Annotated in this window: 20 protein-coding genes; 11 read left to right on the top strand and 9 right to left on the bottom strand. The window is 63.8% G+C overall.

The genetic code is table 11. From position 1 onward, the window contains the following. Positions 1–59: 59 nt before the first annotated feature. Positions 60–1,121: an LLM class flavin-dependent oxidoreductase gene (locus HNQ71_RS13200; protein ID WP_184872980.1), complete on the bottom strand. Its 1,062-nt coding sequence runs from the start codon at positions 1,119–1,121 to the stop codon at positions 60–62. Between the two features lie 221 nt (positions 1,122–1,342). Between HNQ71_RS13200 and HNQ71_RS13195 the strand changes: the two genes are divergently transcribed. Continuing rightward, positions 1,343–1,771, top strand: coding sequence for a DUF6481 family protein (locus tag HNQ71_RS13195; protein ID WP_184872979.1), 429 nt, complete (start codon positions 1,343–1,345; stop codon positions 1,769–1,771). Between the two features lie 203 nt (positions 1,772–1,974). Here the strand turns inward: HNQ71_RS13195 and sugE are convergent, their stop codons facing one another. Both sugE and HNQ71_RS35495 read right to left on the bottom strand, forming a co-directional pair. Beyond that, the gene (sugE, locus tag HNQ71_RS13190; RefSeq protein WP_184872978.1) at positions 1,975–2,289 is read right to left on the bottom strand and encodes a quaternary ammonium compound efflux SMR transporter SugE; all 315 of its coding nucleotides are present in this window, start codon (positions 2,287–2,289) and stop codon (positions 1,975–1,977) included. A 206-nt stretch (positions 2,290–2,495) separates the two neighbouring features. Continuing rightward, positions 2,496–2,621 (bottom strand): hypothetical protein, encoded by a 126-nt coding sequence (locus tag HNQ71_RS35495; protein ID WP_013528464.1) that lies wholly within the window; start codon positions 2,619–2,621, stop codon positions 2,496–2,498. Positions 2,622–2,833: 212 nt separating this feature from the next. On the opposite strand from HNQ71_RS35495, the gene HNQ71_RS13185 reads away from it, so the two are divergent. From HNQ71_RS13185 to HNQ71_RS13175, 3 genes are all read left to right on the top strand, one after another. Next, positions 2,834–3,643 carry a transglutaminase-like domain-containing protein gene (locus HNQ71_RS13185; protein ID WP_184872977.1) on the top strand — a complete coding sequence of 270 codons (810 nt, stop codon included), beginning with the start codon at positions 2,834–2,836 and terminating at the stop codon, positions 3,641–3,643. A gap of 94 nt (positions 3,644–3,737) precedes the next feature. Continuing rightward, complete coding sequence (locus HNQ71_RS13180) at positions 3,738–4,712, top strand: cation diffusion facilitator family transporter (RefSeq protein WP_184872976.1); 975 nt, start codon at positions 3,738–3,740, stop codon at positions 4,710–4,712. A gap of 27 nt (positions 4,713–4,739) precedes the next feature. Further along, the gene (locus tag HNQ71_RS13175) at positions 4,740–5,144 is read left to right on the top strand and encodes a GFA family protein (protein WP_184872975.1); all 405 of its coding nucleotides are present in this window, start codon (positions 4,740–4,742) and stop codon (positions 5,142–5,144) included. A gap of 13 nt (positions 5,145–5,157) precedes the next feature. Here HNQ71_RS13175 and HNQ71_RS13170 read toward each other — a convergent pair whose 3' ends face one another. Then, a complete protein-coding gene (locus HNQ71_RS13170) occupies positions 5,158–6,429 on the bottom strand; it encodes a DNA recombination protein RmuC (protein WP_184872974.1) in 1,272 nt (423 codons plus the stop codon). Positions 6,430–6,532: 103 nt separating this feature from the next. On the opposite strand from HNQ71_RS13170, the gene def reads away from it, so the two are divergent. The 6 genes from def to truA all read left to right on the top strand — a co-directional run bounded on the left by def (position 6,533) and on the right by truA (position 10,217). Then, positions 6,533–7,063 (top strand): peptide deformylase, encoded by a 531-nt coding sequence (def, locus tag HNQ71_RS13165; RefSeq protein ID WP_184872973.1) that lies wholly within the window; start codon positions 6,533–6,535, stop codon positions 7,061–7,063. Positions 7,064–7,166: 103 nt separating this feature from the next. Next, a complete protein-coding gene (locus HNQ71_RS13160; protein ID WP_184872972.1) occupies positions 7,167–7,454 on the top strand; it encodes a plasmid stabilization protein in 288 nt (95 codons plus the stop codon). After that, complete coding sequence (locus HNQ71_RS13155; RefSeq protein ID WP_184872971.1) at positions 7,451–7,876, top strand: PIN domain-containing protein; 426 nt, start codon at positions 7,451–7,453, stop codon at positions 7,874–7,876. The genes HNQ71_RS13160 and HNQ71_RS13155 overlap by 4 nt, the downstream gene beginning before the upstream one ends. A gap of 43 nt (positions 7,877–7,919) precedes the next feature. Continuing rightward, positions 7,920–8,855, top strand: a complete 936-nt coding sequence (gene fmt, locus HNQ71_RS13150; RefSeq protein ID WP_184872970.1) for a methionyl-tRNA formyltransferase — start codon at positions 7,920–7,922, stop codon at positions 8,853–8,855. Continuing rightward, positions 8,852–9,361, top strand: a complete 510-nt coding sequence (locus HNQ71_RS13145) for a GNAT family N-acetyltransferase (protein WP_184872969.1) — start codon at positions 8,852–8,854, stop codon at positions 9,359–9,361. The genes fmt and HNQ71_RS13145 overlap by 4 nt, the downstream gene beginning before the upstream one ends. Before the next feature lie 88 nt (positions 9,362–9,449). Further along, the gene (truA, locus tag HNQ71_RS13140; RefSeq protein ID WP_184872968.1) at positions 9,450–10,217 is read left to right on the top strand and encodes a tRNA pseudouridine(38-40) synthase TruA; all 768 of its coding nucleotides are present in this window, start codon (positions 9,450–9,452) and stop codon (positions 10,215–10,217) included. Here the strand turns inward: truA and HNQ71_RS13135 are convergent. Together HNQ71_RS13135 and dapE are read right to left on the bottom strand one after the other, a co-directional pair. After that, positions 10,187–10,819: a transporter gene (locus HNQ71_RS13135; protein ID WP_184873338.1), complete on the bottom strand. Its 633-nt coding sequence runs from the start codon at positions 10,817–10,819 to the stop codon at positions 10,187–10,189. The two genes, truA and HNQ71_RS13135, sit on opposite strands and share 31 nt — an antisense overlap. 2 nt (positions 10,820–10,821) lie before the next feature. Then, the gene (gene dapE / locus HNQ71_RS13130) at positions 10,822–12,015 is read right to left on the bottom strand and encodes a succinyl-diaminopimelate desuccinylase (protein ID WP_184872967.1); all 1,194 of its coding nucleotides are present in this window, start codon (positions 12,013–12,015) and stop codon (positions 10,822–10,824) included. 115 nt (positions 12,016–12,130) lie between these two features. On the opposite strand from dapE, the gene HNQ71_RS13125 reads away from it, so the two are divergent. Beyond that, entirely contained in the window at positions 12,131–13,174 is a 1,044-nt protein-coding gene (locus HNQ71_RS13125; protein WP_184872966.1) for a 2-dehydropantoate 2-reductase, read from the top strand. On the opposite strand, the gene HNQ71_RS13120 is transcribed toward HNQ71_RS13125, so the two are convergent. From HNQ71_RS13120 to HNQ71_RS13110, 3 genes are read right to left on the bottom strand one after another with little or no spacing between them, the layout of a single operon-like run. Then, positions 13,074–13,850: a hypothetical protein gene (locus tag HNQ71_RS13120; RefSeq protein ID WP_184872965.1), complete on the bottom strand. Its 777-nt coding sequence runs from the start codon at positions 13,848–13,850 to the stop codon at positions 13,074–13,076. The two genes, HNQ71_RS13125 and HNQ71_RS13120, sit on opposite strands and share 101 nt — an antisense overlap. 13 nt (positions 13,851–13,863) lie before the next feature. Then, positions 13,864–14,241 (bottom strand): DUF805 domain-containing protein, encoded by a 378-nt coding sequence (locus HNQ71_RS13115; protein ID WP_246461495.1) that lies wholly within the window; start codon positions 14,239–14,241, stop codon positions 13,864–13,866. Continuing rightward, the gene (locus HNQ71_RS13110) at positions 14,234–14,596 is read right to left on the bottom strand and encodes a DUF805 domain-containing protein (protein ID WP_184872963.1); all 363 of its coding nucleotides are present in this window, start codon (positions 14,594–14,596) and stop codon (positions 14,234–14,236) included. The genes HNQ71_RS13115 and HNQ71_RS13110 overlap by 8 nt, the downstream gene beginning before the upstream one ends. Positions 14,597–14,649 lie beyond the last annotated feature (53 nt).

Here is a 14,649-nt window from a genome sequence, read left to right as displayed (position 1 = left end):
ACAAAAACGCCCCTGCCGCCGCTTAGGTTCCGTCAACCGGCAAGGCCCGGAGCGCGGACCTACGCGACGGGCGCCGGCACCGCCGGCGCGGATTTCGCCGTTTCCTTGCGTACGATCGGCGCCACCCTGGTGCCGTATAGCTCGATCGCCTTCATGATCTTGGCGTGCGGCATGGTGCCGATCGCCATCTGCAGCAGGAAGCGGTCGTTACCGAAGATCCTGTGCTGGGCGACGATCTTTTCGGCCACCTGCTCGGGATTGCCGACGAACAGGGCGCCATTGGGGCCGCGCGACTGGTCGAAATGCGCCCGTGACGTCGGGCCCCAGCCGCGCTCGCGGCCGATGCGGTTCATCACCTCGGCCTGCGGGCCGTAGAAATCATCGGCCGCCTGCTCGGTCGTTTCGGCAATGAAGCCGTGCACGTTGATGCTGGTGGCGAGGCCTGCCGGATCGTTGCCGGCGCGCTTGGCCGCCTCCCGATAGAGATCGAACAGCGGCGCGAAACGCGCCGGCTCGCCGCCGATGATGGCGAGCGCCAGCGGCAGGCCGAGCGCCCCGGCGCGCGCCGCCGATTGCGGCGTGCCGCCAATGGCGATCCAGACCGGCAGCCGGTCCTGGAACGGCCTGGGATAGACGCCGCGATCGTTGATCGGTGCGCGCAGATTGCCGGACCAGGTGACCTTCACGTGATCGCGGATGGCGAGCAGGAGGTCGAGCTTTTCGGCGAACAGTTCGTCATAGTCCTCCAGATTGTAGCCGAACAGCGGGAAGGATTCGATGAACGAACCGCGCCCGGCCATGATTTCGGCACGGCCGCCAGACAGAAGATCGAGCGTGGCGAACTGCTGGAAGACGCGTACCGGATCGTCGGAGGACAGAACGGTGACCGCGCTGGTCAACTTGATGCGCTTCGAGCGCTCGGCGGCAGCGGCCAGCGCCACGACCGGCGCTGAGGCAGCATAGTCGGGCCGGTGATGCTCGCCGAGCCCGAAGACGTCGAGGCCGACCTGGTCGGCCAGTTCGACCTCCTCGATCAGGTTGCGCAACCGCTCATGCGGGCCGATCGCGCCGGGGCCGGGCTGTGGGCTGACGTCGGCGAAGGTGTAGAGACCGAGTTCCATGCGAATGTCATCCTGGTGTTGGAGTTTCGGGTTAGAGGTAGCCATCGACCCGCCTCGCCGCCAGAGGGGCGGACGGTGAACAGTGCATGCCGGTTCCGGCCGAAAATACGTCTCCCGGGTGCAACATTGCGGAATTTCATGGCTGGCATGCCGTTTTGGCGCTTGAACTCTCGGCATTCGCGCGTATGTAAGCCTCGCGAATTGACTTCAGGGAAGTGGACTTGGCTATCTACAGGGAAAAAGACATTTTCGAGCGGCGCAATGCCGCGAACGAGGCAAAGAAGGCGCTTCTGGAGCGCTTCAAGTCAAAGCCGGCAGCAGACGATCCGACGGTGCTGGCACGACAGGCCGAACGCAAGGCAATCCTTGAGGCTCGCCAGATTCGCGAGGCTGAAAAGGCCAGGCTGAAGCAGGAAAAGCTGGCACGCGAGGCGGTCGAGAAGGCCGAGCGCGAGGCAGCAGCCGAAGCGGCACGCATCGCGGCCGAAGAGGCAGCACAGGCTGAAGCCAAGATTCGGGAAGCCGAAGAGAACGAGCGCATCGCCCGTTTGCTGGCCGACGAAGCCGAACGCAAGGCCAAGCGCGACGCGCGTTATGCGGCGCGCAAGCAGCGCACGGGCAGGACGCCTCCAGGCTTCTCCGCCCGCTAGCCTCCAGGCAACGGAGCAATCTGCTTCAAAGATCAGGGTCGCCTTGCAGCGGCCCTGAACGTGTTTGTCCAATGCCTGTCGCCCCAAACTGGCCCCGGTTGGCCAAAAGTGGCCCCGGTTGGGAAGACGGCGGGCGTAAAAGCAACTCCCCAAACCACGCCATCTGAATCCCGTTCAAACGCGACGCGCTTTGCCCGGTATGATCAGGCGGCGAACTTCAGCCCCATGATGCCGCTGACGATGAGCGCGATGCAGGCCAGCCTGATCGCGGTGGCCGGCTCGCCGAGCAGCCCGATGCCGAGCAGTGCCGTGCCGACGGTGCCGATGCCGGTCCAGACTGCATAAGCGGTACCGACGGGCAGCGCCTTCAGCGCCAGGCCGAGCAGAGCGAGGCTGACGATCATCGAGGCAACGGTCAGCACGGTCGGCGCCAACTTCGAGAAGCCGTCCGTGTATTTAAGGCCAATTGCCCAGCCGATCTCGAACAGACCGGCAAAAAACAGAAGAGTCCACGCCATCGACAACGCTCCATCAAGGCATCGGACCGAACTCGGATTCGGAATCCTATGCCCAATCAACAATGGCGGGTCGTCCCGGCCGGATTTTCGGGGAAAGCGCGAGGTCGTCCCCGCCCCGCCAATATAAGAAATTCGAGCGCTCGATCAACAACGACCGGCAACAACGTTGCCGGTCGCAATCCCGTTCGGACGGGTTTTAACCGGACCTACTTGTCCTTGAGCTTCATCGCCTTGACCGGCGGCGCCTTCAGGGCTGGAGCCGGGGCGGGTTTCTTGGCATCCTTCTTCGGCTTGCGGGCTTCCTTGCCTGCCTTCATCGCACCTTTAGCCATGATTCGTTCCTCCGATTGCGGGAAGCGAAGTGAAACAAGAGAAACGTCCGACTGCAAGAGGCTAGCGCCGGTCGACGCCGCCAGCCGACCGCTTTCAACCGGTTTCAAATTTGCTCGTAAACCATGCTGGTCCGTGCCATGGTCATCTTCGCACTGCAGCATCAGCCCGGCTTTTCGCCGGGCGATGAACAGGCAGGCCGGTCAGGACGACAATGCGAATCCACATCGGCTGCGAGATGAGTTTCGATTTTCCGCAGGAAACACCGCTCATCGCAATGCTGAATGTCCACTATTCCCGCGCCTCCGACCTCGAGCGGCCGGACTTCTTGACCTCCAACCCGCCCGTGCCGATCGAGAGCTACCGCGACAGTTTCGGCAATTGGTGCAACCGGTTCGTCGCTCCGCCAGGGCGGTTCACCTTCGGCACCGACGCGGTGATCCGCGATCCCGGCACCTTCGAGATGGGCGACCTGATGGCCTGGCAGCACGAGGTGCGCGACCTGCCGGCGGATACGCTGCTGTTTCTGCTGCCCAGCCGCTTTTGCGAGAGCGACCTGTTGGCGAGCGAGGCGTGGCGGCTGTTCGGCCACACGCCGCTCGGCATTGCGCGCGTGCAGGCGGTTTGCGATTTCGTCCACAATCATATCGCCTTCAACTACGGCAATGCGCGGCCGACGCGCACTGCGGCGGAAACCTATCGCGAACAGAGTGGCGTTTGCCGCGACTACGCGCATCTCGCGGTCACCTTCTGCCGGGCGCTCAACATCCCGACGCGCTACTGCACCGGCTACATCAGCGACATCGGCACGCCAAAGCCGTGGTCGAGCATGGATTTCGCCGCCTGGATGGAAGTCTATCTCGGCGGCCGCTGGCATGTCTTCGACCCGCGCAACAATGCGCCGCGCATCGGCCGCATCCTGATCGCCTCCGGTCGCGACGCCGCCGACGTGCCGCTGACCCATATCTTCGGGCCGGGCACGCTTGCCGGTTTCAAGGTTTGGACCGACGAGATCGTCGAATAGCCGACCGAACGAGCCGACGGTTCGCGCGTTATGTTGTCTTGTGGAGCTTTGACGGGCTGGCCGTTAGACTGGCACCTTGAACGGGGGCAGCATCATGGCCGGGCATGGCGGCTCAAAAAGGGTGATCTACGCGGCGCTCGCCGGCAATCTTGCCATCGCGCTGACCAAGTTCGCCGCCGCCTTCTTCACCGGCAGCTCGGCGATGCTGTCGGAAGGCGTGCACTCATTAGTCGATACCGGCAATGGCGGCCTGCTGCTCTATGGCATGCACCGCGCCGCCCGCCCGGCCGACCGGACGCATCCGCTCGGTCACGGCCGCGAACTCTATTTCTGGAGTTTCATCGTCGCCCTTCTGGTCTTCGCGCTGGGCGCCGGCGTGTCCTTCTACGAAGGCGTGATCCACATCATGGCGCCAGAGCCTGTCGTCAACGCGAAGGTGAACTACATCGTTCTCGGCCTGTCCTTCCTGTTCGAGGGCAGTTCCTGGCTGGTGGCGCTGAGGGAGTTCCGCAAGCAGAAGGGCAAAGAGGGCTGGCTGCAGGCCGTGCAGTCGAGCAAGGACCCCAGCGTCTACACCGTGCTGTTCGAGGACAGCGCAGCCCTGCTTGGCCTGATCGTCGCCTTTGCCGGCATCCTGGCGGCGGAACAGCTCGAGATGCCGGAACTCGACGGCGCGGCCTCGATCGGCATCGGGCTGATTTTAGGCGCGACGGCGATCTTCCTGGCCCGCGAAAGCAAGGGTCTGCTGATCGGCGAGCCGGCATCGCCGGAGGTGCAGAGACAGGTGCTGGCTATCGTCCAGCAGGATCCTGCGGTGCAGAAGGCAAACGGCGTTCTGACGGTCCACATGGGGCCGCAAGAGATCGTCGCTGCTCTCAGCATCGAGTTCGAGGACCATCTGACGGCGCCGGAGATCGAGGCGTGTGTGGAGCGCCTGGAGGCGCGGCTGAAGAAAGAGATGCCCGAGATCACGCGATTGTTCGTCAAGCCGCAGACGACCGGGACCTGGGAACGGCGGCGCAAGATTGTTGAAGCCGCGTCAGGAGACGAGCCGGATCGGGCCGGTTAAGATGCCGGCGAAGCAGGGAGAAACAAGATGAAAATCGACGGCGGCTGCCACTGTGGCGCCATCACCTACGAGGCGGAGGTCGACCCGGAAAAGACCTCGATCTGCCACTGCACTGACTGCCAGAAACTGACCGGCACGGCCTTTCGGGTGACTGTTCCCGCGCCTGAGGATCATTACCGGATCACCAAAGGTACGCCGAAAATCTATATCAAGACCGGGGCGAGCGGGGCCAAGCGCGCCCAGGCCTTTTGCGCCGACTGCGGTTCGCACCTTTACGCCACGTCGGTTGGAGAGGGTCCAAAGGTCTATGGAATTCGAGCGGGAACCGCGCGGCAACGCGAGGATTTGATCCCGACACAGCAGAAATGGCACAGTTCAGCGCTGCACTGGCTGCCGGAATTCCAGGGCATCACCACCGTGGAGGAGCAGTAGCGCTCCTCAGGCGTCAGTCGTCGCCTTCGACGACCCTCAGCCTGAGCTGCCCGGTCTTCGAATCGGCGACGCGGGCGCCAGCTTCAACTTTCGCGGTGGCAGGCCGTGATGCGGCTTCAGGGCCAGCCTCACCGTCGGGCTGCGCGCCGAACTCCAGCGCCTCGATCTTCTGGCCGCGCTTGGTCACCTTCGACGTCGAGACGAGGATGTCATCGATATCCTTGGCCGACTGGCCGAAATGGACCTGCAGCTTGCGCACCCGCTCGTCGACGCGCGCAACGTCCTCCATCAGCCTGATGACCTCGCCCTGGATCAGATGCGCCTGTTCGCGCATGCGGGCGTCCTTGAGGATCGCCTGGATGACCTGGATCGACAGCATCAGCAGCGACGGCGAAACGATGACGACACGGGCGCGGTGCGCCTTGTGGACGATGGCCTCGAAATTCTCGTGGATCTCGGCGAACACCGATTCCGACGGTACGAACATGAAGGCGGTGTCCTGAGTCTCGCCCTGGATCAGATATTTCTCAGATATATCACGGACATGGATCTCGATGTCGCGGCGGAAGGCCTGGGCGGCGACCTTCTGCAGGTCGGCGCCATCGGCGGCGCGGATGGCGTTCCAGGCTTCGAGCGGAAATTTGGCATCGATGGCAAGCGACGGCGCGCCATTCGGCATTTTCACCAGGCAGTCGGGCCGGCTGCCGTTCGACAACGTTGCCTGGAACTCGTAGGCGCCATGCGGCAGGCCGTCGGCAACGATCGCCTCCATGCGCGACTGGCCGAAGGCGCCGCGCGTCTGCTTGTTGGAGAGGATCGCCTGCAATTGCACGACCTGGCCGGCAAGCGACTGGATGTTGCCTTGCGCGGTGTCGATGATCGCCAGCCGCTCCTGCAATTTGGCCAGGCTCTCATGCGTGGATTTGGTCTGCTCGGTCATGGTCTGGCCGATGCGGCCGGTCATGGCGTCGAGGCGCTGGCCGATCGATTGCGTCAGCTCGGCCTGGCGTGCCCCGAACACTTCGGCGATAGCGCCCATGCGGCCCTGCATCTCGGCCTGGCTTTGCAATATGCCGGCCATGCGCGCTTCGGCGTCGCGGGCATGGTCGGCGGCTTCAGCGGCGGCAACGGCGCGCGCCTTGGCCGACCGCCACAGCGCGACGACAAGGGCCACGAAGAGGCCGAGAAACAACAATGCGCCGGCGGCCAGCGCATGGCCGAGCGTGATCGTAGAGGCACCAAGCCGGGCGACAGGCTCCGAAAGGATAGAAGTCAGATCATTCATGTGGACAGCATAGCCGATTCGCAGGGCTGGCACAGATCAAAACGTGAACGGTGCCTCGGCGCCCCGGTTGACGCTTTTCGCTGGAGGTCTTAGGTGGAACGCCATGCCGATCAAGCCGCTCATCATCCTTCCCGACCCCATCCTGCGCCAGGTTTCGAAGCCGGTGGAGCGCGTCGACGGGCCTTTGCGCAAATTAGCCGACGACATGCTGGCGACCATGTATGACGCGCCCGGCATCGGACTGGCGGCAATCCAGATCGGCGAACCAATGCGCATGCTGGTGATCGATCTGGCCAAGGAAGACGAGACGCCGGCACCGCATGTCTTCATCAACCCGGAAATCCTGAGCAGCACCGACACGCGCTCGGTCTACGAGGAAGGCTGCCTGTCGATCCCGGACTACTATGCAGAGGTCGAACGCCCGGCAGGCGTGCGGGTCAGATATCTCGACCGCGACGGCAAGCTGCAGGAGACCGAGGCCGAGGGGCTGATGGCGACCTGCCTGCAGCACGAGATCGACCACCTCAATGGCGTCTTGTTCATCGACCACATCTCGAAGCTGAAGCGCGACATGGTGGTGAAGAAGTTCAAGAAGCTGGCCAGGGACAAGGTGCCGGGCAAGATGGTGGGATAGGCTGGCACGCTGTTGATTTCGCCCTGTCCTTCGTCAATCAACGAATTTCGTTGAGCATAGGTACGGAGTTTGATATCAATGATATCAGACCTCGGAGGTATCCATGGGCGACATGTTGATCAGAGATATTCCCGAGCCCTTGAAGCGCGAAATCGAACAAGCGGCACGCAAGGGCGGCCAGAGCCTGTCAGGCAAGGCGATCGATCTTTTGCGCAAAGGTATGGTCGCGGAAAGAGAAGGCGTGTCGGTGCCGGGTCTTTCCGCATGGGATGCGATTCGCTCGGCATTCGTTGCTGAAGACGCAATTGGCGACGAATTTTCCGCGATAATGGACGATATTGAAGCGGACAGGAAACGCGACTTCGGTCGTCGAGTCGAGGATTTCGAGTGATCGTCCTCGATACCAATGTCGTTTCCGAAGCCAGCAAGCCTGTGCCCGATACGAATGTCTCCGCATGGTTCGGCAAACAGGATTTGCTCGAACTCTACATGTGCGGGCCAGTCATCATGGAGCAATCGTTCGGTGCCGAACGGTTTTTGAACAAGACGGGATCGGACCGTTATGTTCGCGTGCTCGATCACCTGGTCGCCGAGCAGTTTGCCGGTCGTATCGTGGAATTTTCCGGTTCGATCCCTCGACTTGCCGGCAAGCTTAGGGCAGCCCGAGAGAAGAATGGCCGCCCAATCAGCCTTTCTGACGCCATGATCGCCGCGATTTGTCTTGCGCATGATGCCACACTGGCGACCCGCAATGTCCGGGACTTTGACGGCCTTGACCTGAAGATAATAAACCCGTTCGAAGCCGGTGCCTGAGCTGGCTCACGGCGTGTACAGAAGACAGGATATCGGAAAAGGAATGCCCCTTCGCGTCATCTTCATGGGCACGCCGGAGTTTTCGGTGCCGACGCTGCGCGGCATCGCCGAGGCCGGACATGATGTCGCAGCCGTCTATACGCAGCCGCCGCGCGCCGCCGGGCGGCGCGGGCTGGAGCTGACGCCGTCGCCGGTGCAACGCGAGGCGGAGCGGCTGGGCATCGAGACGCGCTCACCGGTATCGCTCAAAGGTGAGGCCGAGCAGGCCGCTTTCCGCGCCCTGCGGGCCGATGTCGCAGTGGTCGTCGCTTATGGCCTGCTGTTGCCGAAGGCGGTTCTGGAGGCGCCCCGGCTTGGCTGCATCAACGGCCATGCCTCGCTTTTGCCGCGCTGGCGGGGTGCCGCGCCCATCCAGCGCGCGATCATGTCCGGGGACAGCGAAACCGGCATGATGGTGATGCGCATGGAAGAGGGCCTGGACACCGGCCCGGTGGCAATGGTTGAAAAATGTGCCATCGAACCCGATATGACTGCCGGCGATCTGCATGATCGGTTGATGAGTGTCGGTGCTGCACTGATGGTGGAAGCGCTGGCGCGACTGGAAAGGAACACCCTGACATTTACCGCACAAACGGTGGAAGGGGTGACCTACGCCAAAAAAATCGATAAATCCGAGACTCGCGTGGACTGGACTCACTCGGCGAGCAAAGTGCACAATACCATTCGTGGCCTGTCGCCCTTTCCCGGGGCCTGGTCCGAGATTGCAATTGGCGGCCGCCAGGAGCGGCTGAAACTGCTTCGCTCGACGCTATCGCAAGGCGCCGGCGAGTCGGGAGGAATTCTCGATGACCGGCTGACGGTCGCCTGCGGGGCAGGTGCGATCAGTCTGGTCGAAGTTCAACGGGCGGGCGGAAGGCCCGCTGCCGCGTCGGAATTCCTGCGCGGGGCCAAGATCGAAAAAGGAATGAAATTCTCATGAGCATGATGTCGATACGCGCGGCGACGCCGCGGGATCGCGAGGCCATCCGCCTCGTCGAGGAACACGCTTTCGGCCAGCAGGCGGAGGCCGGACTGGTCGACGCGCTGGTGACCGGCGGCGACGCCGTCACCGAACTGGTGGCGGAAGAGGACGGCCAGGTGGTCGGCCACATCCTGTTTTCGCGGCTGTTCGTCCAGAGCGGCGGCAAGAACTTTGCGGCCGTGGCGCTCGCGCCGCTGGCGGTCGAGCCCTCGTTCCATGGCAGCGGCATTGGCGGCGCGCTGATCCGCGAGGCGCATATCCGCCTCAGGGATGCCGGCGAGACGCTAGCCGTGGTGCTGGGTGATCCGGCCTATTACAGCCGTTTCGGCTACAGCCATGCACGCGCCGAAAAGTTCGAGAGCGAGTACCAGAGCGAGGCCCTGCAGGCCCTGACCTGGGGTGACGCCCCTGAGGCCGGCAGGCTGGTCTACGCCTCGGCCTTCGGCTCGGCACTCGCCGCGTAAGCGGCGTCTGAATTCGCCTCTAACTCAAAGAGATAGAGCATGATGTCGTCCGAAAGCCGCTGCACACGTTTCGGCATCATGCTCTAGCATGCCGCGTTTTCGCCTCGACATCGAATATGACGGCAGCCTGTTTGCCGGCTGGCAGCACCAGGCGGATCAGCCCTCGGTGCAGCAGGCGATCGAGCAGGCGATCCAAAAATTCTGCGGCGAAGAGGTCCGGTTGCGCGCCGCCGGCCGCACCGATGCCGGCGTGCATGCGACCGCCCAGGTGGCGCATGTCGACCTCGCCAAGGCGTGGCCGGGCGACAAGGTGCGTGATGCCGTCAACGCGCATCTGCAGATGGCCGGCGCACATATCGCCGTCCTGAAGGCGACAGTCGTCTCGGACAGCTTCGACGCGCGCTTCTCGGCCACCCGCCGCCACTATGTCTACCGCATCCTCAACCGCCGCGCGCCGGCGGCGATCGACAAGGGCAAGGTGTGGTGGGTGCCGAAACGGCTCGACGCCGGCGCCATGCATGAAGCGGCGAAGGTCCTGCTCGGTCGGCATGACTTCACCACCTTCCGCTCGACCCAATGCCAGGCCAGCAGCCCGATCAGGACGCTGGAGCGGCTCGATGTGAGCCGAGAGGGCGACCTGATCGAGGTCAAGGCTTCGGCGCGCTCGTTCCTGCACAACCAGGTGCGTTCGATGGTCGGCTCCCTCAAACGTGTCGGCGAAGGCGCCTGGACCGTCGCCGACCTCAAAGCGGCGCTCGAGGCGCACGACCGCGCCGCCTGCGGCCAGGTTGCGCCGCCCGACGGGCTTTTTCTCATTGGCGTCGATTATCCGGAGATGAACCCGGAAAGGCTCTGAGACCCGACATCGTCCGGCACGGTGATGCCGAGCAGCGCCTGCAGGCCGAACAGCGCCAGCAGCGAGGCCACGAACATGCCGACGAAAACGGCGGTGCCGATGGCTACCCCCTTGCCGATGGTGACGTTGGTCATGCGCCAGGTCAGCGCCATGGACAGGGCAAACAGCAGCAGCGACACAAGGCTCGAAACCTGGCTTGCCGACGACAGGAAAAGCCTGATCAGCGCCGAGGGCAGCATCAGCCAGGCGGTGATGGCCGAGGCCCAGTTGCTGGCAACGACATAGTGGACGAAGCGGCCGCCAATGCCGGCGCGCGGCGCGACCAGGGCCAGGGCGATGAGCGGCAGCACCCAGGAGCCGATATCGACCGTCGCCAGCCGCAACAGCATGCTGAAGCGTCCAGCGAAAGCGTCGGGATCGCCGATCTCGTTGGCGATGCCGACCCAGCCGACGATCAGCGCAGGTGCAGCGACGATAATGGCGAAAAAGGAATTCCAGAAGCCGTCAGCCGACAGGTCGAGCAGGCGCAAGCCGTCGGCCTTTCCGAGCATCAGGCGCCAGGCGCCCGTCAGCGAAGCTTGGGTTTCGTCCGCTGAAAGCATGCTCATGCCTGCCCGAACCAGTCTTTGATGAAGCGTTGGTAGATTTGGGTCAGCGTTTCCAGATCTGCAATGGCGACGCGCTCGTCAACCATGTGCATGGTCTTGCCGACCAGCCCGAACTCGACCACCGGACAATAGTCCTTGATGAAGCGCGCATCCGAGGTGCCGCCCGAGGTCGACAGCGCCGGCTCCTTGCCGACCGCCGACCTGATCGAGCCGCGCAGCGTTTCGACCAGCCTGTCGTCGCGGGTCAGGAAGACATGGCTCGGCCGGTCGCGCCAGACGAGGTCGTAGTCGACCGGTGTCTTCTTGCCCTGCCGGTACTTCTTGCGTTTGGCCGCCTGATCGAGCCGGTTGTGGATTTCCGCCTGCACGGTCTCGGCCGTCCAAGTGTCGTTGAAGCGGATGTTGAAGGTGGCCGTCGCCTTGGCTGGAATGACATTGGTGGCCGGGTTGCCGACATCGATGGAGGTCACCTCCAGATTGGTCGGCTGGAAATCCCTGGTTCCCTTGTCGAAGACAGGATGCAGCAAGGCGTCGACCAAGCCCATCAGGCCGCGCACCGGATTGTCGGCAAGCTGCGGGTAGGCGACATGGCCCTGGCGGCCGTGGACGGTGATGGCGCCGGACATCGAGCCGCGGCGGCCGATCTTGATCATGTCGCCAAGCGCGTCCGGGTTGGTCGGCTCGCCGACGATCGAGGCATCCCATTTCTCGCCCCTGGAAGCCGCCCATTCGAGCAGCTTGACCGTGCCGTTGATGGCCGGCCCTTCCTCGTCGCCGGTAATCAGCAACGATACCGAGCCTTTGGGGCCGCCATTGTTCTCGACATGGCGCGCCACGGCGGCGATGAAACAGGCAATACCGCCCTTCATGTCGACGGCGCCTCGGCCATACATCTCGCCATTGGCGATTTCGGCGCCGAAGGGCGAATGAGTCCAGGCGGCTTCGTCGCCGACCGGCACCACGTCGGTGTGGCCGGCGAACATCAGATGCGGACCGTTGCCGGAACGCCTGGCATAGAGGTTCTCGATGTCCGGCGTGCCATCTTCCGAAAACACCGGCCGATCGACCAGGAAGCCGAGCGGTTTCAGCATCGTCTCCAGCGCGGTCAGCGCGCCGCCTTCGGCGGGCGTCACCGAAGCGCAACGGATAAGGGCGGCGAGGTTTTCGGCGGGATCGGTCGGCAGCGTCATGGCAAAAGCGATAATCGAAAGCGTCGGGCCTGTCACGGCCAGACATAAGGGCCAGTGATGGCGCCTACATTATGGTTTTCATGTCGTATAGTTGCGGGCCGGTGGGAGCGACGGGATGGCAAATGCGGACAAGAGGATCGTCATTGCCGGCGCCGGCGGCATCGGCTGCTATGCCGGCGGCTGCCTGGCGCTCGCGGGACGCCGGGTGATGCTGCTGGCCCGGTCGCGTATCGAGGCGGCGTTGCGCGAGCGCGGATTGCGGGTCAGCGACCTTGAGGGCCGCGACCGCTCGATCGCGCCGGAGGCGCTTGTTGTCACCGCCGATCCGGCGGTCGCCCTGTCCCAGGCGGATGTGATCCTGGTCACGGTCAAGAGCGGCGCGACGCAGGATATGGCAGACCTCATCAGGGCCCACGCCCGCCGCGATACGGTGGTGGTCAGCCTGCAGAACGGCGTCGACAATGCCGACAGGTTGCGCGCCGGGCTCGACGGCCGCACGGTGCTGGCCGGCATGGTGCCGTTCAATGTGGTGCAGTCTCCGGACGGCGAGTTGCCACTACGCGTCCACCGCGCCAGCGACGGCAAGGTGATGGTCGAAGACGGCGCCGCCGGCTTGGCCGGCCTTCTCGGTGCCGAAGGGTTTGAGGTCGAAGCCCATGGCGACATGAAGGCCGTGCTGTGGGGCAAGCTGTTGATGAATTTGAACAATGCGCTGGTGGCGCTGTCCGGCCTGCCGCTGGCGAGCGAGCTCGCCGACCGTCGCTGGCGGATGATCCTGGCCGGCCAAATCGACGAGGCGCTCACGGCGATGAAGGCGTCCGGCATCGAGCCGGCGCGGATCGCCGGCTTGCGGCCGGCACTGCTGCCGAAGGTGCTCAGGCTGCCGGACTGGCTGTTCAGGCTGCTGGCGCGGCGCATGCTGGCGATCGACCCGCAAGCGCGCTCGTCGATGTGGGACGATCTTCAGCGCGGCAGGCCGACGGAGATCGGCGAACTGCAAGGGGCGGTGCTCGGCCTTGCGGAAAAGACGGGTACGCCGGCGCCCCTGCTTAGAAAAGTTACCGCCTTGGTGCGCGCAGCTGAGACGGAACGGCTTGGTTCGCCGGGCCTGGCGCCGGAGCAGGTTGTTGCGCCGCCGGATGGGCCTCGATCAGCGTGATCTTCTGCCAGATTTTCCGCGACAGGTTGGACGCCAGGTTCTCGATGTCGTTGACGCCGTCGATGACCACGTCGTCATTGACCGACTGCGCGAACAGCGCGGCGATCTTGCCGGTGATCGACAGCATTTCGGAGCAATAGTCGAGGTAGCGCGCCAGGTCGGCGGCATTGGTGATGCGGGCCGGTGAGTGCGAGGTCGGCTTGAAATTAGCCGAGAGGGCCGCCGGATCCTTGGTCAGCTGGTGCATGTCGATGACGTGGATCAGCGACCGCAGGCCGTGGAGCTGGCGAAACACCCGCTTGCGCTTGATGCGCTCCTCGGTGCGGACCAGCGCCAGGAAGCCGAGCACGGCGAGGATCATCATGTTGATGGTGGCTTCGATGCCTTGCACCGACTGAACCGCGTCGTCGGCCTGGGAGATGTGAATGAGCGGCAGGATGGTGCCGACGAACAGGAAGACCAGCGCGCCGGCGACAACGGCGGCGACGATGAGCCCGCGCAGCCACCAGATCGGCGCCTCGAGCGCCTGAGCCGCCTTGGTCAGGTCGCGCGACAGCGACACCAGTTCGGCGGCGACGCCGCGCAGTCCGGCGTTGGGAAAGCGCTCGGCAACGCGGCCCTCCAGCCGTTCGGCGGTGTCGATGATCAGTTTCGGATCAAGCGTGCGGTAGCGCATGTCCGATCGGCCCTCAGGATTGCGCCGGCTCGTTGGTGCGCCGGCCATAGCGGTTGGGCCCAGGCTGCCCTGGAAACAGGCATAACACAAGGAAGGCGACGATCGAGACCACCGGCACGAACAGGATCAGCGCGGCAATGCCCGGCTTGTCGAGGTCGTGCAGCCGCTTCACCGCCAGCGCGATATTCGACCATAGCGAGGCGATGAAGGCGATGAAGAAGATGAACGACCACATGTTGCTCTCGGCCGAGCCTTCCGGCACGAGCGTGAAGCGGTAGAGCGGAAAGGCCTGTATGATGGCGACGAGTAACCCACCAAGAAAATAGGCCGCGCGACTGACGCGGCCCGAGGTCTTGAAGAAAAGCCAGGTAAGATCTGATCTGTCAGGCAAGCGGGTCCGGTCCATATTGATTGGCACCCCTGGTGCCTTCGAGAATGCCGAGCTCCACCAGCAGCCAGATGCCGCCGATAATGGGTACGAGGCCGATCAGCGTCCACCAGCCCGACTTGTTGCGGTCGTGCCAGCGTTTGGCATAGAGAGCAATCGCGAAATAGATCGATGCCAGTGCGAAGAGGATGCCGATGACGCCGACCTGGGCGCCACTGGCGGTGGTGAAACGTGTGCCGAGGATCGCATCGAGAATGAAAGCTATGATGCCGATAACGATGAATACGCCGATGCCAGCCCAGAACTTGCCACGGTTGATACGACCATCAAAGCTTGTGAGCAGATACTTCCAGTCCATGTCACCCCTCCACGTTGAACGAGCGCGACGGATTGTCGCGCCGGCGGAAGGTG

The sequence above is a fragment of the Mesorhizobium sangaii genome (assembly GCF_014207355.1).
GTDB classification, from domain to species: domain Bacteria; phylum Pseudomonadota; class Alphaproteobacteria; order Rhizobiales; family Rhizobiaceae; genus Mesorhizobium; species Mesorhizobium sangaii.
This window is presented reverse-complemented; position numbering and strand designations above follow the sequence as displayed.

What these genes read in the sequence shown, in the direction of transcription:
- HNQ71_RS13110 (WP_184872963.1), bottom strand. Translation starts at nt 14,596, where the DNA reads ATGGACTGGAAGTATCTGCTCACAAGCTTTGATGGTCGTATCAACCGT.
- truA (WP_184872968.1), top strand. Translation starts at nt 9,450, where the DNA reads ATGCCGCGTTTTCGCCTCGACATCGAATATGACGGCAGCCTGTTTGCC.
- fmt (WP_184872970.1), top strand. Translation starts at nt 7,920, where the DNA reads ATGCCCCTTCGCGTCATCTTCATGGGCACGCCGGAGTTTTCGGTGCCG.
- HNQ71_RS13135 (WP_184873338.1), bottom strand. Translation starts at nt 10,819, where the DNA reads ATGCTTTCAGCGGACGAAACCCAAGCTTCGCTGACGGGCGCCTGGCGC.
- def (WP_184872973.1), top strand. Translation starts at nt 6,533, where the DNA reads ATGCCGATCAAGCCGCTCATCATCCTTCCCGACCCCATCCTGCGCCAG.
- HNQ71_RS13125 (WP_184872966.1), top strand. Translation starts at nt 12,131, where the DNA reads ATGGCAAATGCGGACAAGAGGATCGTCATTGCCGGCGCCGGCGGCATC.
- HNQ71_RS13120 (WP_184872965.1), bottom strand. Translation starts at nt 13,850, where the DNA reads ATGCGCTACCGCACGCTTGATCCGAAACTGATCATCGACACCGCCGAA.
- HNQ71_RS13180 (WP_184872976.1), top strand. Translation starts at nt 3,738, where the DNA reads ATGGCCGGGCATGGCGGCTCAAAAAGGGTGATCTACGCGGCGCTCGCC.
- HNQ71_RS13200 (WP_184872980.1), bottom strand. Translation starts at nt 1,121, where the DNA reads ATGGAACTCGGTCTCTACACCTTCGCCGACGTCAGCCCACAGCCCGGC.
- HNQ71_RS13170 (WP_184872974.1), bottom strand. Translation starts at nt 6,429, where the DNA reads ATGAATGATCTGACTTCTATCCTTTCGGAGCCTGTCGCCCGGCTTGGT.
- dapE (WP_184872967.1), bottom strand. Translation starts at nt 12,015, where the DNA reads ATGACGCTGCCGACCGATCCCGCCGAAAACCTCGCCGCCCTTATCCGT.
- HNQ71_RS35495 (WP_013528464.1), bottom strand. Translation starts at nt 2,621, where the DNA reads ATGGCTAAAGGTGCGATGAAGGCAGGCAAGGAAGCCCGCAAGCCGAAG.
- HNQ71_RS13145 (WP_184872969.1), top strand. Translation starts at nt 8,852, where the DNA reads ATGAGCATGATGTCGATACGCGCGGCGACGCCGCGGGATCGCGAGGCC.
- HNQ71_RS13160 (WP_184872972.1), top strand. Translation starts at nt 7,167, where the DNA reads ATGGGCGACATGTTGATCAGAGATATTCCCGAGCCCTTGAAGCGCGAA.
- HNQ71_RS13175 (WP_184872975.1), top strand. Translation starts at nt 4,740, where the DNA reads ATGAAAATCGACGGCGGCTGCCACTGTGGCGCCATCACCTACGAGGCG.
- sugE (WP_184872978.1), bottom strand. Translation starts at nt 2,289, where the DNA reads ATGGCGTGGACTCTTCTGTTTTTTGCCGGTCTGTTCGAGATCGGCTGG.
- HNQ71_RS13185 (WP_184872977.1), top strand. Translation starts at nt 2,834, where the DNA reads ATGCGAATCCACATCGGCTGCGAGATGAGTTTCGATTTTCCGCAGGAA.